This window comes from Paraflavitalea pollutisoli (assembly GCF_029360705.1).
GTDB classification, from domain to species: domain Bacteria; phylum Bacteroidota; class Bacteroidia; order Chitinophagales; family Chitinophagaceae; genus Paraflavitalea; species Paraflavitalea pollutisoli.
In genome coordinates this window covers 1155986-1174231 of sequence record NZ_JARKMX010000008.1, presented here as the reverse complement: position 1 = coordinate 1174231, position 18246 = coordinate 1155986, and the positions used below count along the sequence as shown (strand labels likewise).

16 protein-coding genes are annotated in these 18246 nt (G+C 51.7%); 5 read left to right on the top strand and 11 right to left on the bottom strand.

Translation table 11 applies throughout. The features are described from left to right. Nucleotides 1-60 precede the first annotated feature (60 nt). From P2W70_RS18525 to P2W70_RS18515, 3 genes are all read left to right on the top strand, one after another. Complete coding sequence (locus tag P2W70_RS18525) at nt 61-2352, top strand: histidine kinase dimerization/phosphoacceptor domain -containing protein (protein WP_276482998.1); 2292 nt, start codon at nt 61-63, stop codon at nt 2350-2352. Between the two features lie 89 nt (nt 2353-2441). After that, the gene (locus P2W70_RS18520) at nt 2442-2888 is read left to right on the top strand and encodes an SRPBCC family protein (protein ID WP_276482997.1); all 447 of its coding nucleotides are present in this window, start codon (nt 2442-2444) and stop codon (nt 2886-2888) included. A 7-nt stretch (nt 2889-2895) separates the two neighbouring features. Continuing rightward, nucleotides 2896-3480, top strand: a complete 585-nt coding sequence (locus P2W70_RS18515; protein WP_276482996.1) for a hypothetical protein — start codon at nt 2896-2898, stop codon at nt 3478-3480. Between the two features lie 52 nt (nt 3481-3532). Here the strand turns inward: P2W70_RS18515 and P2W70_RS18510 are convergent, their stop codons facing one another. The 10 genes from P2W70_RS18510 to P2W70_RS18465 form a co-directional block, all read right to left on the bottom strand. Beyond that, entirely contained in the window at nt 3533-4621 is a 1089-nt protein-coding gene (locus P2W70_RS18510) for a type I restriction endonuclease (RefSeq protein WP_276482995.1), read from the bottom strand. Between the two features lie 280 nt (nt 4622-4901). Beyond that, nucleotides 4902-5888 (bottom strand): T9SS type A sorting domain-containing protein, encoded by a 987-nt coding sequence (locus tag P2W70_RS18505; RefSeq protein WP_276482994.1) that lies wholly within the window; start codon nt 5886-5888, stop codon nt 4902-4904. Nucleotides 5889-5895: 7 nt separating this feature from the next. After that, complete coding sequence (locus P2W70_RS18500; protein WP_276482993.1) at nt 5896-7077, bottom strand: tail fiber domain-containing protein; 1182 nt, start codon at nt 7075-7077, stop codon at nt 5896-5898. Nucleotides 7078-7356: 279 nt separating this feature from the next. Next, nucleotides 7357-8292, bottom strand: coding sequence for a subclass B3 metallo-beta-lactamase (gene bla / locus P2W70_RS18495; protein WP_276482992.1), 936 nt, complete (start codon nt 8290-8292; stop codon nt 7357-7359). A gap of 30 nt (nt 8293-8322) precedes the next feature. Continuing rightward, nucleotides 8323-9717 (bottom strand): DUF1254 domain-containing protein, encoded by a 1395-nt coding sequence (locus tag P2W70_RS18490; RefSeq protein WP_276482991.1) that lies wholly within the window; start codon nt 9715-9717, stop codon nt 8323-8325. A gap of 104 nt (nt 9718-9821) precedes the next feature. Beyond that, nucleotides 9822-11453 (bottom strand): tetratricopeptide repeat protein, encoded by a 1632-nt coding sequence (locus tag P2W70_RS18485; protein ID WP_276482990.1) that lies wholly within the window; start codon nt 11451-11453, stop codon nt 9822-9824. A 131-nt stretch (nt 11454-11584) separates the two neighbouring features. Beyond that, nucleotides 11585-11989 carry a hypothetical protein gene (locus P2W70_RS18480; protein ID WP_276482989.1) on the bottom strand — a complete coding sequence of 135 codons (405 nt, stop codon included), beginning with the start codon at nt 11987-11989 and terminating at the stop codon, nt 11585-11587. Nucleotides 11990-12140: 151 nt separating this feature from the next. Further along, nucleotides 12141-12605, bottom strand: coding sequence for a T9SS type A sorting domain-containing protein (locus P2W70_RS18475; RefSeq protein WP_276482988.1), 465 nt, complete (start codon nt 12603-12605; stop codon nt 12141-12143). Between the two features lie 22 nt (nt 12606-12627). Next, nucleotides 12628-13443: a hypothetical protein gene (locus tag P2W70_RS18470; RefSeq protein WP_276482987.1), complete on the bottom strand. Its 816-nt coding sequence runs from the start codon at nt 13441-13443 to the stop codon at nt 12628-12630. A 129-nt stretch (nt 13444-13572) separates the two neighbouring features. After that, a complete protein-coding gene (locus P2W70_RS18465) occupies nt 13573-14409 on the bottom strand; it encodes an AraC family transcriptional regulator (protein ID WP_276482986.1) in 837 nt (278 codons plus the stop codon). Between the two features lie 146 nt (nt 14410-14555). On the opposite strand from P2W70_RS18465, the gene xylA reads away from it, so the two are divergent. Together xylA and P2W70_RS18455 are read left to right on the top strand one after the other, a co-directional pair. Next, a complete protein-coding gene (gene xylA, locus P2W70_RS18460) occupies nt 14556-15884 on the top strand; it encodes a xylose isomerase (protein ID WP_276482985.1) in 1329 nt (442 codons plus the stop codon). A 1-nt stretch (nt 15885) separates the two neighbouring features. After that, nucleotides 15886-16977 carry a glycoside hydrolase family 43 protein gene (locus tag P2W70_RS18455; RefSeq protein WP_276482984.1) on the top strand — a complete coding sequence of 364 codons (1092 nt, stop codon included), beginning with the start codon at nt 15886-15888 and terminating at the stop codon, nt 16975-16977. 87 nt (nt 16978-17064) lie between these two features. Here the strand turns inward: P2W70_RS18455 and P2W70_RS18450 are convergent, their stop codons facing one another. Further along, entirely contained in the window at nt 17065-18246 is a 1182-nt protein-coding gene (locus tag P2W70_RS18450; protein ID WP_276482983.1) for a M23 family metallopeptidase, read from the bottom strand.

Genomic DNA, 18246 nt, shown 5'->3' with positions numbered 1-18246 from the left:
CAATTGATCCATGAAAGAGACCTGCAAATGGCACAATAAAAAAGCTGAAACCTTCATCCGATGTATAGACAGCCATTTATTTTCCTGGTATTGGTGATGGCTGCGAGCAGTATCGCGGCGCAGGATAAGCCTGTCGATCCCATCCCGGTACTACAACAACAATTAAAGCAGGTACGGGTCGCAGGCGCCCAGGCCAAAGCGATGCTGGTGCTGGCAGATGCTTACATTTTAAAGCCCGGCGCAGAAAAGCAGGATATGGATTCCGCTTTGTTACTCATCAAAGCAGCCGGAGCCCTTGACAAAGGAGCGGCCAACCGCGAGTTAAAGGGGGTAAGCTTGATCCTGCTGTCCAAACTCTATCGGGAGCAAGGGCAACTGGATACCGGAAAACAAAGCTGCCTGCAGGCATTGAACTGGGCCCGTCAACATCAATTGCCCGTACAGTTGGCGTATGCCAACCGGGAAATAGCCAATTATTTCTCCTGGGAAAAGCCAGACGAACTGACTGCCAAGATTGGATACCTGCGCCAGGCGGTTGAGCATTTTAAGCGTACGGAGCGCATCAACGAAGAAGCACAGGCGCTGGAGCTGTTGGGTGATTGCCTGTCGTTGCAGGGCGATACGGAGGAAGCGCTCGGGGTATTGCATGCATCATTGGATCGTTACAAGGCTTCCGGTACTGGCGATCTACAGGGAGTACACATATTGTTGGGCAGGATCTACCTGCGGATATCCGAGTACCAGCAGGCGCTACGGTATACGATGGCAGCGTTGCGGTCGATGGAGTCGAAGAAAGATACCACCGTATACTGGATCAATATCTACAATGAAGTCGGGTTGAGTTACTCCAGGCTCAACGATCACCAGGAAGCGCAGTATTATTTTGAAAAAGGATATTCGCTGGCCGTGCGGTTCCAGGAGAAAATGGCAGAGCTATTGCTGGCCACCAATATAGCGCAAGCCATCTCCTTGCAGGGACGCCTCGCCGAGGCCATCGGTCGTTTAAAACGATTGGAGCCGGAACTGCCGGACAATGACAACGTGCGGGGCAATTTCTACCAGACCATTGGCAATATTTACATCAGTGCAAAAAGGCTCGATAGCGCACAGTACTATTTGCAGCAGCTGAACCGAATACATATCCGGTTGCCACAAGACCATTTAATGCAACGGCAATTTCTCGCGCTGGCGACGCGGTATTCCCTCGAAGCAGGTCAGTACGACAAGCTTGCCCTATTTGCAGACAGTAGCCGGGCCAACTCACTACAGATCAAAGATCCGGTCGGGTGGGTATCGTCATATTATTATCATTATAAAGCAGATTCGGCACGTGGGTTGTACCAGGCGGCAATCCGTAATCATGTACGGTTGCTGGAGATCAAAGATTCGTTAAATGCGCAAAAGAAAAACCGGGAGTTGAACCGCCTGAAAGTGGAGTTTGAATCCGAAAGAAAAGACGCGAATATCTTGTTGCTGCAACAAGAGCAGGCGTTGAAAGACCTGCAGTTGTCAAACGCCGCCCGGCGTATGAAATGGATCGTTGCCGGGGCGTTGTTGTTGCTGGCGTTGTTGGGTGGCTTGTACAGCCGGTACCGGTCCAAGCGCCGCAGCAATGAACTGTTGTTGCAGCAACAGGCGGTGATCGATGAAAAGAACCAGCGGCTCGAACAGGCGAACCAGGATCAGCAGCAGTTGCTGGACGAAAAAGAATGGCTGCTACGGGAGATCCATCACCGGGTACGCAACAACCTGCAGATCGTACTAAGTTTATTAAATACGCAGTCTGTATACCTGGACAACGACAAAGCTAGGGAAGCCATCCTGCAAAGCCAGCACCGCATGTACGCCATGTCGCTGATCCATCAACGGCTTTACCAGGCAGAACACGTATCGGCGATCGATATGGAGCCCTATGTGCTGGATATGGTACAGTACCTGCAGGAGGATGCCGTCAACAACAAGCTGTTGCAGTTTGTGGTAAGCGTGGATACCATCAGGCTCGATGCGGCGCAGGCGGTGCCCGTTGGGCTGATCCTCAACGAAGCGATCTCCAATGCGATACGGCACGCTTTCCCCGATGGCCGGTCGGGCACCATCCAGGTGTCCCTGCGCAGGCAGGAGGGGCTTATAGTACTGGAGGTAGTGGATGATGGCATCGGGTTGCTGGCGGGTACCGGCGCAGAAGAGCCGCACTCGATGGGTTTGGGACTGATCGCCGTGCTGACCAGGCAACTGGATGGACAGCTTGATATGGACGGCAAGAATGGATTGCGTGTTCAGATCACCTTTACACCCGACGACGCGCGAAGCCAGCGGATGAGTGGGGGAGGAGAAACGGTGATTGTCGTGTAACGCTTAGCAGGGATAGCGTGTTCCTTTTTGGAGTTGCCGAAGTATTTTGTATTTTGACGACGTGTGTAGGTAAACTTCATCATTATACCGTGAGTACTATCAAGTTTTCCGAAAAGATCCGCATAGATTGTAGCGCAGTGCGCGCTTTTGACTATACCCAGGATTATGGTCAGCGCCTGGTATGGGATACGTTCCTGAAGCGGGCCGATTTGATCGGGGGGGCGCAGGCTGCCGCGCTGGGTGTGAAAGCCTATTGCGTCGCAAAGAATGGGTTGGGCATGGAGACCGAGTATGTGTCTTTCAGTCGGCCCAAAGTGACCGCCGTCAAAATGACGAAGGGTCCCTATATGTTCAAGTCCTTTTTAGGGTCGTGGAATTTTAAGGAATTGGGCGAAGAGATGACAGACGTCGTCTTTTTGTATTCCTATGAGCTGCGGTTTCCATTCAATCTTGTTACTCCTTTCATCAAAAAAAAATTACGCTCCGACGTACGACAAAGATTGGTAGATCTGAAAACCAGTCTTGAGACCAAATGATTGCTGAATGATTACGACAGAAACCATTGCCCGTAAACTTACCCTGTTTATTCTCCGGAATTGGCGGCGCATGCTCAGCTGGGCAATGTTTGTTGTGGTAGTGGTGTGGCTGGCACCGATGCAACATGATCTTTACCTTTCGCATGACGTATGGCTTTTTCGTGTCGGTAGTTTTCAACGTGCCATGATCATAGCTGCGGCAACTATAATAACCGTGCTATTGGCCCTGGCGATAAAATATCGAAAGCCGCTGGTCCGTGCCCTATCGTGGTGGCTTTACGCATCCTTTTGCACGATTTGCCTATTGTTTATCTTTCACCAGGTATTGTTGGCTTCAGCTTTATTTGTCAACAAAGTGTATGTGAGGGAATCGGGAAATCGGGCATTTGTTGCAAGATACTCGTTGAGTACCAATGGAAAGCACCTTTTCTTTTCGGACCTGAAGGGGCATCACATTGATGTCGACTCGAAAATGCATGATGTCTTGTCTCGGGCACACGTAGCAGGAAACGACACAGTGCATGCCACCTGCGCAACCGGACTGTTGGGAATCCCCTTTTACCCGGACCTGAAGAGCACCACGATAAAATAATCAGAGAATAGCGCCGCCTTCCCAGGCAAACGACGCTTTCCGCTGACTGATATTAATTCGCCTGCACCTTCTCCCCGTCGTATTTCTCTACTGTTTTATGCAGCAGCTCACCGTACTTGAAAATATCGTCGACCGTGTTGATCTCGTGGCGGGTTTCTTTCTTTTGCTCATCGAAAGTGCCGATGTACTTTTTAGAACCGTTCAGGTATAGCCGGCAGATCGTTTTCCGGTTGTTGTCGTCGAGCAGAATGGCGAAATAAGATTGTGCATCCCGGTACACGATCCGGCTGGAATTGATACGCTGCCGTAAAATAGTTTTTACGATCAGGAACCCTTCTTTCTCTTCGTCGGTCGTTTCGATCTTGGATTCTTTTTCTTCCGCTGCTACTATTCCCGCTTCACTACCGGCTGTGGCCTGTTCTGCCTCGTTTTCCTTTTTCAGGGCCGACTTGAGGCGCTCCGTGATCAGGTCATTGATGTATTGCTGAATGGATCGCTTGGTCAGGCCTGTAAACTGCTCCACGATCTTGGCAGTCAGCATGCCCTGGTAGATCTGTTTGGCGAAATGCCTGACAAATCCCTCTGTGGGTGTTTGAAACTCCACGTTGATCAGTGTCTTTAGCTCATTCATGAACTTCAGTTCGCTGGCCGTATTCTGGATATTGCCGACATCGAAGTACGATTTGTGAAATTTCTTGAGCTCTTCTATCTGGTTATCCTTGATGTCGGTAACGTTAAATTCAAAGAAAGGCTTTTCATCCATCTTGTTGGGCTCTATCAGGTCGGTATAGAACCTGAAGATGATGCCGTTGGACAACAATCCAAACTTGGCTGAAGTGGTATGGAAATAGCGAAAGAGCTGCGAGTTATGCGGGTCCAGACTTTCGCCCCAATGTTTGCATTCCACCAGTATACAGGGCTCACCATCTTTCATGATGGCATAATCCACCTTCTCGCCTTTCTTGATGCCGATGTCGGCAATAAATTCAGGCACCACTTCAAAAGGGTTGAATACATCATACCCCAATGTTTTAATGAAGGGCATGATAAAGGCATTCTTGGTAGCTTCTTCCGTATTGATCTGGTCTTTCAGTTTTTCGACCCGGTCACCAAACAGTTTGATTTCGTCTTTGAAGTCCACGGCAATCGTTTTAGAGTTTATAAATGGGTTGTAGCACTTTCATTAAAAAAGCCCCGCATAGACATGCAGGGCATACACTAATCAAATTCGTTAACCATTAAACCTTATCCTTTATAGTATAACAACAAAACCCGGTTTCGGTACTAAAAGAAATATCGCTTTTTTCTGAAAATCTTTTTTGCGCTTGATCTGGGTTAAGTATTACGGTTACCATGTTGGATTTTAGCTCAAGGTGGTGCCTGCCGCTGCCCGTATCGGGTCTGCTGCAAGTTTACGCCTACTACTTCACCAGAAGTTTCCGGGTTTCCGTAATGCCCGAAATCAGTACGATCCGTATGTAATAGCTGCCCGGCGCTGCCGCAGGCAACGCAAATCTCGTCTGAAATCCTTTCCAGGTTTTCAAGATGGCCCCCGAGCTATTGTACATCGCCACGGAGCTGACCTTTTCGGGCAGGGTACCGGCAATGGAGAACCAGCTACTGGCCGGATTCGGTTGCACCTGGAGGGCTACCTCGGTATTGTCCGGTGCCACCTGCACGGAAGGCGACAGCGTATATCGCCCGTCCAGGTCCGTTTGGCGGATGCGGTAATGCAGCCATCCGGTATGCTGGGGATGGTCCGCCCGCAGGTATACCTGCGGTGTCGCCTGGTTGGTGGCTGGCACCCGGGCGATCGCCGTCGTCCAGGACTGGCCATCGTTACTCCGCTCTACATCAAAATGACTCACCTGCTGCTCCTGCTCCGTATGCCAGGTGATGACCACCTCCTGGTGTTGCCGCTGGGCCGTAACAGCGCCCCAGGTCAGGGGTAGGGCCAGACTGCCAGCCAGTATGAGTTCTCCCAGGGCCAGGTTGGTAATGCCCGTAGAGATCACCGTATTAACAACAGGATCTGGTGTACTCACGCCGGCATTTTGCCAGGAGCTGCCGTTGTACACCAGTAGAGAAAGTCCCGCCTCGGAGAGCCCATTCAATTCCGACTCGGCATATTCAAAAGCAATATCACCCGTAAACACGGGAGGCGAGGTGGTGAAAGTAAATACCCTGGTCACATAGGGATTGGCAAAGGGATGAGTGACAGCGCTACTCCGGTCCAGGGTGGCGCCGGTGAGTGTCAGCGCAGCTGTCGGCCTAAGGGTAAGGCCATTTCCCGTAAAGCTATTGCCGGCGTGCAAAGTGACCTGTCCACCATTCCCAATGACGATCTGCTGGGCCACAACAGGCTGCAGCAGGCACAGCAGGGTGCAGGCTGATAGAATTCGCTTCATGGTATAGTTATTTGGTGGATGGTTGAGCGTTGCGGCGGATCGTCAGTACAACCAGCAACAGGGCGCAGCCACCCAACGCAATCGTTAGTGGCAGACCGGCCTGGTTACGACCTGTGTTTTGCTCCAGTGTCTCCAGCCGTTTGCGCAGCGCGACATTTTCAACGGCCAGTTGCTCCAGCGAAGCAGCCTGTTCACGCGATCTTTGTTCTAGTGCCTGGATGCCGGCAAGGGCCACACCATCGGCGTCGACGGTGCCAATGCTTTTGTCATCATTGCCCAAACCAAAGCTGGCATAAAAGTCCTGCGCCATAGGGCCGATATGACGAATGGAGGCGTCTTCCGTATTATACCCCCAACTGCTGATCGGCAACTGACTGATCTTTTGCAGGATGTCGGCCGTGGCGATTGGCTGTATATCGTGTTTGCGGTTGATGTCGGAAGCGTTTTGCCATACCCCACCCGTCGTCAAGAGGGCGCCGGTAGAGGTGGAAATGACAGCGCTGGACTGCCCCCAGTTACTGACGCTGGCGCCGCTTTGCAGCGTAACACCCGTGCTGAGGTTGGACGAAGTGAAGATGCGGAAGCCGCCTGAAGTGCGCCAGTTGGCCGAATGGTTGACACCGGCACGTAGGGTGTCGACAGAAGACCGGTCGCAAAACACAAAACTGCCCTGGCGCGCATTGGTGTGCGCATGGTACCCCATAGCAACAGACGCGGCCCCGGTGGCAGTGCTCTGTTCGCCAATAGCAAAGGCAGATTGCTGCCCGGCCCAACAACGGAGGCCTAAGGCAGTGGAATTCGGATGAGATGCACGGTTGTCTTCCCCAAGCGCCACCGATCCATTACCGATATTGGCATTGTCCCATTGGGTGCCCGTCACCATGCCTGCCCGGAAAGCCGCTTTCTCGGGAAACCAGAGTAGCCGGGTGCCAGGGTCGCTGACTACTGGTTGCACCAGATCGTCCCCGGTATACGTGCCTCCAATATAGAAGCCACCATTGACATGCAGGCTCATGCGGGTGACTGCTGCATTATTGCGCAGCGCGATCAGGGTGTCGGGCACTTGTGCCTGTATTGTTTGCGTGCCACACACCAGGGTAATGGCTGTAGCAATTAGTAGTCGGCGAGCACCGATATAGTTTTGTCGATGCGAACCGTTGACCTGTCTTAAACGAAGGATCGTAATCATATGCTTGAGTTATGGTTTGTGAACAGACCGATAACGGCACAGGGAATGGCGTACACGCCGAAGGAAGCATGTGCGTTGCCGGGGTGGTGTGGTGATACTCGTGGTGGCGAACGGAGGCAACATTGGAAGTGAAAAGCGCTTCGTAGGATACAATGGAGATCAACATGGCAGCAGGTTAAACCTGGACAGCTTATTAAAGATAGGTGGTAGGTAAGAAAGATAAAAATTATTGTGGAGATTGACCGTGGGCGGGTATGTTTAACAACTGAAGTAACAGGACTATTGTCGCTGTTGCTGCTCTCGTAGTACGGCGGCTTTGAATTTTTGGAGCTCCCCGGCGATACGCTTTCGATAACCTGCCGGATCTACATAGGCCTTTACCCCCTCTTTTTCCGCTGCCCGGCGTTTCTGGTCAAATTGAAAGAAGTCAGTGTGAGGGGAAAGCCAGATATCGGGTTTCAATTCCGAAAGTCCTTCAAAGGTTTGCTCATATTCCTGCTGAATACCCGGGTAAGATGGATTGACGGAAAGGTGATAGCCAGGATTGATCGTGGTGCCGTCCGGACATACAATGTGGTACATACGCGCAGAGTCCTCTACATCAAAGTACCAGGTGGTACTTCCCATGGTATGGCCTGCTGTTAACAGGGCATGCATCGTAATATCGCCGAGTTGTATAGAATCACCATCGCGAACAATATGATCTGCCTTCACCGCTTCAAAATGAAAAGCCGGATAAGCACCATACTGAAAGTCTGTTTTGCCACCGCTTTCCAGCAGTTCCTTTTCCGCTTCCATGATGACGATATCTGCTCCGGATACCCGCTTCATGTAGGCATGTCCTCCTACATGGTCGATATGCGCATGGCCGCTCAGTATATACCGGATATCTTCCGGGTGAAAACCCAACGCGCGGATATTGCTGTCGATCATGGGCCCGCTCGAAGGCATGCCGGTATTCAACAGGATATGCCCGGCAAAACTGGTGATGAGGTAAGAAGCGAGCCCCCTGGTGCCTACGAAATACACTGGGCCCACGATCCTGGTTGGCCTGGCTGGTTCTTCCCAATGAAGTTGTTGTGCGGCCAGTTGAATAAACAGGTTGGGATTGTTGGCCAGTGAGTCGCGCGATTGTGACAATAAAGGAATGGGGAGGATATAAGCGATCCCCAACAGTATGGTACAAATGTTATGACGAGTTAACGCGTTTGTCACGATGAATTGCTTAGGATGAATGCCCGACGGTTACTGCTTCACCACCGGTGGAGGAATATAATTTCCCTGCAGCATCGCAGAGCTTGGCCAATATACGCGCATCAGCAGGTTGAAGTGGGAAGGTGGTGCGGGTAGCCAGTTGGTTGTTTTAACGCCTCCCGGGTCCCTTTGCTGCACATAAATGTCGATGGAGCCATCTGCATTCGGGCGCAACTGACTTCGGTCGCCGATGGCGTAGCGGTTGATCGGGTTGTTGACAAAATAACCGTCCTGGTCATAAAGGGTAAGCGACCAAAAAGCCTGGGCAGGAGGCGCCCCTCCCTTTGGAAAGTGGATCACGTATGGTTGGTTCCCGTCCAACGGCTGACCTTGCTGATCTACGTTGCACGATGGATAAATAGCATCCTCTCGCAGGTTAGCGCCAAGCCCCCATACTGCTACGCCCGCCCGGCTGGTGTAGTCTGTGCCATAGGTGCCAATGACCAGCGTGCCCATATTCCAGCCATTCACCAGCGAGGCGCTGGATGTTTTGGACTGACGTATGGCATTAAAAACCGTATGAGGAATGCTGTCTAATGTTGCATAGAAGGTCGTGGGAAGCGTGGGTCGTTGGAAGGCCTTGCCTGGCACGATACCAACGGTAGTCAATCGCCGAATTATGGGTGAATCAGCGGCGGGAGGCGGATTCTTTAGCATAAGTTCATTCAGGTAAGTAAAGAAACTGTCTACCGGCATACGTTCAAGAAGAGCATTGGGGTCGCCGATAGGGGCGGGAGGAGATGGCTTATGGGTGATTGCTTGCTTGGTGAAGGGTGTCAACCGTATTTGGTTTTGTAGCGGTACAACGGTTGCCTTGCCATCTTCCCGGCTATTGACCTGAATGCGCCCAATGATCCAAACGGTGTTGGTGGGGGCAGCTATCTCCTGCACGCCGGCGGGTACTGCTCCGTTCCAGCCAGGTCCCTTGATCAGCAAATCGACAGCCCCGTTCCCTGTTGTGCGGGTACCCGGTGCCGCAAAAACATTGGACCACGCATCCATCAGGGGCATCATATAATACCGGCCGTTGGTAGCTGGTAAAGATAGTTTTACCGGACCACCCGATAGGTCCAGCCAGGAGATAGAATAATACGTGTCGGCGTTGGGCCGCACTACATTCCGGAAGGAGGCGTCTGGAAAAGCATTATTATGGCGGAATTGATTGACGGGACTATACAGCGCCTTGTTCGACGGGTCCGTCATTTGCCGGCGGGTAATATCCATCAATACCAGTGGTAATCCATAAACGTATGCCTCGCGTAATACTACCAGCTGACTGTCTGGAGAAATACTGCTACCTGTGGATGGATTGGTAGCTGTTGGGGAACCGCAAGCTCCCACTATACCACCTATGAGTAGTAAAGAACCGGCATTGAGAAAGCGCATAGGAAACGTGATGGGCTTTTTAATGCTGCTGGCCAAAGAATAACCCGACCTTCTGCGCCCGATAAAAGACACTTTTCAGCAATAGTTTCCGCCAGCCGCCCTCATTAATGTCCCGAACGCTTGCGTAACTCGTTTACTTTCTGCGTGGCGTACATGGGCTCTATATCGCGGATATTCTCAAAGTGCTTGATGGCATTGGCCCACTGCTGTTTTTGTTCGTACAGCAAGCCCAGGCTGTTCTGCGTATTGAACCACTGATCGGGATAGTCCTTTTTGTTGTAAATAGTCAGCGCCGCTTCAAAAGCTTTCACCGCCTCGTCAAGAAGGGCCACGTTGCCACCGGCCGCACGGCTGTTTTCTTCCCATAAAGTAGTGCCCAGGTTGTATTGTGTACTGGCCCAGGCTGTGGGAGAGCCTTCTTTGGTACGCACCGTCAGGGCCGCACGAAAAGCCTCCACAGCTTCTGTCAGCAGATTACGGCCATCGATGCGGCGCCCTTGCTGAAACAGCGATACCCCGAGCTTGTGTTGCACCCAGCCGTACTCGTCGGGATCGTTCTTCGCCGTAAAAACCGTGAGGGCGGCTTTATAGGCTGCTACCGATTGCTGGAAAAGCGACAGTCCTTCACCACCTTTCGCTTCAGTCGCCTTGAACTGGTACATATTGCCAATATTGTATTGCGTCAGCGCCCAGTCGGCGGCATGATCCTTTTGCGTGTAAATATCCAGCGCCTCCCGGAAAGCAGTAATGGCTTCCTCGATTTTGCCCAGCTTGCTTTGGATCACGCCGATATTGTTCTTCATACGCGCCCAATCCTGCGGGTACTGGCCACGGGTGTACACCATGGTGGCTTCCAGGAAGGCATCATGCGCTTCTTTGTACAGGCTGTCGCCGCCTTCTATCAATTCACCCTGGGCTTCCAGGATAGTGCCCAGGTTGCTCTTGGTGCGGGCCCATTCTTCCGGGTAGGATGACCTGCTATAGCGTACCAGCAAGGCGCGCTCGAGGCTCAGACCCTGTGCTAGCAGCAGGTAGCCTTCGGTATCGCCAATGCGGCGACCTTCTTCGTAAAGGGCGGCCGCCAGCAGTTCTTCCACGTAACTTCTCATGGCCAGCAGGGGAGCTGGCATCAGGCTCGCATTCCCAAACGACAGCAGGCTGTCGGCACGGCGATACAAGCGTACTGCCCGAACGTAATTGCCCGCTTCGTTGGCGCTGTTACCAGCCAGGTACCAGGCCGTTACGGTATTGGCAATAGCGGGTGCAATGGTTACATCGTGCAGGTCTTCTGCCTTCAGCCGTGCGGGCAATACCACTTCCTGCTGCAGGGCCGATTGCTCAAACTGTTCGGAGGATTGCTGTAAACGGCGTAGGTAATAGTAGCGACTCGCCTGTACCTGGGTATTGCTGTCGGCCACCACCGCAGGCGATTGTGCCCATCGGTAGAGATAGCTGTGTAAGTTTTCTGGTGTAAACTGGTATTTGGCCGCAAAAGCCGCATAGCCAGGTGTTTTGTCGAGCTGGGTATGCCCACGTCCGGTCAAAGTGTGTTCGCTGACTTCGTAAGAGAGGTGGTTGAGGAAGGCAAGCAGAGAATCTTCCGGAATGACCGGCCCTTGAGCCACAACAGCTGAGAGAGAATCTGGCTGATGGGTTGTCGTGGAATCCTGTGCGGATAGCTCCAATGACCAGCATAGACCAAGAACCAGGACTGCAGGGGTAAATCTTTTGCACATAGGCTGTACGATTAATGGTGGAAGGGTACGTACAACGCGTCGTTCAAGAGCAATACCATAGCGGTATTAGTGGATCAGTGCCCAAAGATAATAAAAAAAGCTGCCTGAAACCCGGGAATATCCTGGTAGGTCTATTGACGGGTGATGCTGACGGAAGCCGAGGGGGTGACTGCTTCCCGGGGGCTTCGGCTGGGGTAGGGCAGGAGTTCTTGCAGGTGTATCTTGTAGCGGCCGATGGTAGTGTCATTGATAAACCTTCCAGCAGAAGTGGTAGACAGTGTCAGCGTATGGCGGTTGTTGTTAACGGTAAAGGTGAATTGTCCGATGGCAATGCCCTCCCAAACGCAGTTCACTTCTTTAGGACAACGCGAATCTTCGATCAGCGTTTCATAACAAAGAGATATTCGGTCTCCGCTCACTTGCTGGCTTTTGCATTGGCCCAGGGAAAGAGATTCTTCCTGAGTGCCTTCTGCCTGGTCTTTATCGCAGGCGGTAAAAGCAATACATATAACGGCGAGAAATAATAAGCGTCTCATTGTTGGCAGTTTGCATCATTGACACGAAATTACTGTAGGACGTTGCATGGACGGGATTACGCCAGCACACACTCCTGCGAAAAATGAAAAGAGCAGGAGCTTGCAACGCCCCTGCTCTTGAATAACTGCGGATCATCGGTCCCAAAGCCGGTTATTTCGCAATCATTAATTTTTGAGTAGTCCAGTTGCGACCGTCAAAGACGCGCAGAAAATAAGTACCGGCCGACAGGTCGGCCACCTGGTAGGATACCTGACTGCTACCCGGTGCATATTTCGTAGTGCGTAGTAGCACGCCCTGTATGTTGGTCAATTGAATTTCAGCAATGTAACCGACTCCGGTAGTTGATTTGCTGACGACAGCTTTTTGCTGATCAACAGCAATCGTTACCTGGGTGCTGGCAGGGTTGGGCGACACCGTCAATGCCATAGCGCAAGGTGGTGCCTCGAAAGCCACAAACTCCCTGGCAGAAGTGCCGCAGGGGGTAACGGCCTCTACACCCAATACATAGCTGTTGTCGCAGTCGTTGCGGCGTGTCGCAATCGTTACGTTGTTGACGGTTGTGTTGGTGCTGAAGGTGTTGTTTACATAGCAGTTGTAAGATGTGGCACCCGGCACAGTTTTAACCGTGGCTTTGATCCTACCGATGATGTAGTCCAGGTAAGCTACCTGGTAAGTAGGTGTTTCTGCCCCAATGATTACCGATCGCTGAATGCTGAACTGACCACAAGCCCCAAAGATATTGGCCGTTAAGGTGATCACCCCATTGCTGACGCGGTATCAGCCACAAGATCTTTTTCTCATACCATACTTTCCCGTTGTACACTTCTGTGGTGCCCGATGCGGGCGTTGTTTTAACACGGAACGAACATTTGATGTCGTTTCTGCCAGGGATGATGCCCAACAGGAATTGGGGGAAATTGGTATGCGAACCAATAAGGGCAGCAGGAATCGTGAACAATAAGGAGCCTAGCAACGTGGTATTGTAATGTCCCGACAGCCTGAGCAGGTCATTACCCGGCGTCAAAGGCAGGCCGGCCCCACATTCTGATCCATTGGCGATGGCGACATTGCGGGTGTTGACGGGGTAGCCCATACCTTTAAGGGTATTGTACAACTGGTCATGTGCGTTGTTGTACATCGTGAAACCATTTCCTTGCCTGATGACATAATAGGTGAGCAACTGACGGGCTGCAGGAGTTTCATAAACTTTTAAGGGAGATACGAAGTTGCCCACCGTCGTGATGTACGAGATGGGACCACCAGGAACACCAATCTTTACAGAAGTACTCGATAAGTGTGTATTAAGCGCTTGTAACCCCAGGGGAACATTGGCGCCCTGGTAGGGAGCGTCGAAGCTGACAAATAGCCGGGTCTGGTGACTGGTTGCATTCTGTTCCATTTGGCGGAGCGCGTAGCGGGCTACCAGGCCACCCATAATAGGGAAATGATACATGCAAAATGTCGTATACTAAAATTTTAATCTCGTTGTTGTAAGATCATAACGTAACCAGGATCCGTAGTTGTATTGGATGTGGCGGTGTCTGTATCCGGTATGTTCTTGATAGTCAGTATAGCTGGTCGTTTACAGGAACTGCTTCCTGAACTGGCTGGGCGTCTGGTCCTTCACTTCTTTGAACTGCTTGCTGAAATGAGCCCAGCTTTTATACCCGCTCTCATAACAGATCTCCAGGATGGGCTTGTCCGTACTCGTGAGTAGCTTGCACGCGTGGCTGATGCGCAGGTCACGGATAAAATCGAAGTAGGTCTTCTTGATGTTCTTTTTAAAGAACCGGCAAAAGGTGGGAATGGTCATATTGGCGATCGCTGCGATCTCATCCAGCGTTACCGGCTCCAGGAAATGTTTGAAAGAGTAATCGATGATCTTCTCGATGGCCGGGTTCACCGCCACCGCCGGATCATGGAAGTCTTCCGTCAGTACTTTGTATTGTGTAGAGCCACCGATCAATTGCAGGCAGCTGAACAGGCGCATCAGTTTGTCGAACCCTTTTGCCTGGTGAAGCGCCTGCATGGCCGGCAGCACCTCCTTTTTCAGTTTCTTTTGCAGTTGAATGCCATTGTTCTTTTTAAGCAAAGCTTGCACCGACTTCATCTCAGGCATTTGTAATAAGCCGTTGCCCCAGCAATCATCTGTAAAATGTACCACCAGTACCGAACAGCTCATTTGTGGTTGGTGCTTGCGAAACCAGTGGGGGAGGTTGCCCGCAATAAAGAATACGTCGTTGACCTTGTAGTCGCACACATGATCGCCGATCAGGGCCGTGCCATGCCCCTTGAGGATCGAGATGAGCTCAAATTCCGGATGCTTGTGCCAGTTGGTTTCGAAATTAGGGGTTTCATATACCCGGCAGGCAAAACTCTGGTTGACATCCGGTTCTACTTTTTGGATCAGCGTCTTCACTGGTGAATAGAAAGGATTTTATCAGTATTTAGCCCTAAATGTACCATCATTTGATAAGATAGCATATTTTCTTTTCATAATAGCGGTTGTTGACCGCAGTAAATCAGGCAATATTTGCAACGTGTATAAACATTAAAAACGATTATATGAAAATTGTTACTGGTGCTACAGAATTCTTCAAAGGAATTCCCGCCATTAAGTATGAAGGCTTGCAATCCGACAATCCATTTGCGTACCGCTGGTACGATGAGAACAAAACGGTAGCCGGCAAACCCATGAAAGAATGGCTTCGCTTTGCAGTGGCTTACTGGCACTCGTTCGTCGGATCAGGTGCAGATCCCTTTGGTGAAGCGACCCACCTGTTTCCCTGGGATGTAAAGACTGATGCTGTTGAAAGAGCCAAAGACAAAGCAGATGCTGCTTTTGAATTCATCACCAAACTGGGACTGCCCTACTACTGCTTCCACGATGTGGATGTAGTAGACTATACCAATGATATTGCCGACAACGACAAACGCCTGGCAGCGGTCACGGCGTACCTGAAAGAAAAGCAGGACGTCAGTGGTGTGAAGTTGCTGTGGGGTACGGCCAACCTGTTCAGTCACCGTCGTTACATGAACGGCGCCTCTACCAACCCCGACTTCCACGTGCTGACGCATGCTGCGGCACAGGTGAAAGCAGCCCTCGATGCTACCATCGCACTGGGTGGAGAAAACTACGTATTCTGGGGCGGTCGGGAAGGCTATATGAGCCTGCTCAATACCAATATGAAGAAGGAAAAAGAGCACCTGGCGCGCTTTCTTCATGCTTCTAAAGACTACGCCCGTAAAAATGGTTTCAAGGGTACGTTCTTCATCGAACCCAAACCTTGCGAACCTACCAAACACCAATACGATTACGATGCAGAAACCGTCATTGGCTTCCTGCGTCAGTATGACCTGCTGAACGATTTCAAACTGAACCTGGAAGTGAACCACGCCACACTCGCTGGTCATACCTTCCAGCACGAAGTACAGGTGGCTGTAGATGCAGGCCTGCTCGGTAGCATGGACGCCAACCGCGGCGACTACCAGAATGGCTGGGATACCGACCAGTTCCCCACCAATATCAATGAGCTCACCGAAACCATGCTCATCATCCTCGAAGGTGGTGGTTTCAAAGGCGGTGGTATCAACTTCGATGCGAAGATTCGTCGTAACTCTACCGATCCGGAAGATCTGTTCTATGCACACATCGGCGGCATCGACGCCTTTGCCCGTGCCCTCATCACGGCAGATGCTATTCTGGAGAAGAGCCAATACAAGAAGCTGCGTACCGATCGCTACAGCTCCTTCGATAGCGCCGAAGCAAAAGCATTCGAGAATGGTCAGTCCACACTCGAAGACCTGCGCGCCTACGCTGTTAAAAATGGCGAACCGGCTGTACGCAGTGGTAAACAGGAGCTCATCGAAAACATCATCAACAACTACCTGTAAGATGAAAAAGCTAACGATTATTCCTGCTGCCGTACTGGCGGCGCTTGCTATGGCCAGCTGCAACGACAGCGGCCACGAAGAACCCGGAAAAGCCGAAGCGGCCAAAGGCGATTCGGTGGTGAACGACAAATACCTGTCGCAACCCCTGGTCAGCCATATCTACACCGCCGACCCGTCGGCGCATGTGTTCAATGGCCGCATCTACGTCTATCCTTCACACGATACCGCTACCGGTACACCGGAGAATGACAATGGCGATCACTTCAATATGATGGACTACCACATCCTGTCGATGGACTCCGTAGGCGGTACCGTCACCGATCATGGCGTGGCCCTGTCGGTAAAGGACATTCCCTGGGGAGGACGTCAGTTGTGGGCGCCGGATGCCGCATTTAAAGATGGCACTTACTACCTGTACTTTCCGCTGAAAGACAAGCAGGATGTGTTCCGCATCGGCGTGGCTACCAGCAACAAGCCGGAAGGACCTTTCACGGCCGAAAAAGAACCCATCAAGGGAAGTTATAGCATGGACCCCACCGTCTTCAAAGACGACGATGGTTCGTATTACATGTATTTCGGTGGTATCTGGGGCGGACAGCTGCAGCGCTGGAACAACAACAAGTACGACAGTGCTGGTAAGTTGCGCCAGGGCGATGAACTGGCAGTGTTGCCACGTATCGCCAGGCTATCGGCCGACATGAAGTCCTTTGCAGAACCGGTACGCGAGATCAAACTCGTGGATAGCGCCGGTAACCTCTTCAAAGAAAAGGAAAACGACAAACGCTTCTTCGAAGCGGCCTGGATGCATAAGTACAATGGCAAGTATTACTTCTCGTATTCTACCGGTGATTCGCACAACCTGGCTTATGCCATTGGCGACAATCCCTACGGACCGTTCAAATACCAGGGTATTATCCTGTATCCCGTGGAAGGCTGGACCAACCACCATTCGATCATCGAAAAAGATGGCAAGTGGTATTTGTTCTATCATGATGTGCAGCTGTCGGGCAAAACCCACCTGCGCAACGTGAAAGTAACGGAGCTGAAGTACGATGCCGATGGAAAGATCATCCCCATCAGGGCACAAAAATAGTTAGTGTAATAAAGTGGGAAAAACGAGCCCATGCCGGCAACGGTGTGGGCTTTTTTGTTGTGCGGTCCCAACCGGGAACAAAGTTGCTTACTCAAAAACGACAACTGTGTTGGACGCAGGCATTGCGCGCTGAACATTTTTAGCCGCGATGCGCGTAAAGGTCACTTTACCAAACTGGCTGAAGTCCGGGTAATGGCCAATTTGCGTGAATCGATCAAATTCAAAAGGCACGCCTTCCGCACCCAATGGCGAGTTGCGATCAGCTACATGGAAGTGAAGGTGTGGACCAGTGGTTTGTCCCGTGAATCCCAGCCGGGCAATTACCGCACCTTTTTGTATGCGTTGCCCCGGTTTTACAGCAATAGAACCTGGTTGCAGGTGCTCATAAAAGACATATCGGTCAGGGGCAATCTTTAGGGAGATATAATTGCCCGTCGCTTGTGCGGCAGTGTAGGCGGGATGGGCGGCAAGGGTAGCGCTCTCCGGAAAGCTGTCACACACCGACGCAACTTCGCAATCGGCCACTGCCAGTACCTCGGCCCCATAACCAAACCAGGTAACGATGCTGTCTTCCTGACGGGCGTATTGGATCGAATCGACTTTCATGAAATCGATCGCCAAGCGACCGGGTATATGGGGGGCGCCGTCAGTAGTGTAGACAACGCGCCGGTGACCCCGCGTCCAGGAGGGATCATAAATGGCCGTCCAGTTGCCGCCGCGGAGTGGGGGAGAAAGCAATACCGGCTCCACCAGCTGCCAACGAAGAAGGTCGTTGTACAGGATTACATCGACAGCATCACTGCCGTCCAGTTGGTAACGCAGCAGGTGTTGCAGGCCAGGCGTACGCAGCTCGCTACTGCTGACCTCGATATATAGAATAGAAGAGGCGCCTGGCGGAATGCTGGCTCCTTGAACCTTGTTGTTGCCAGGCAACGGCGCCAACCGATGGCTCAGCGTTGCTTCATCATAATGAAGCAACGTATCACTGCGCCGCTTATTTTTTTGAAGGAGGTAAAGGTCACGTATAGTCAGACGAACACCCGCCTCATTGGTGATGTGCAATTCATACACGAGGGTGGGCTGCTTGTCGACGCGTACTGGTTGAACGAACTGTGGTTTGCGAATGGAGATCGGGTTGGCGGGCGTTCGGGGAGTAGGGTTACCTACCTGGCCCAATGCAGAGACTATACGGAACAACAACAGGAGCATGAACAATCTCCTGACGCTACCTGCCGTATGGTGCCAAAGACCTGGCCAGCATGCTTTCAA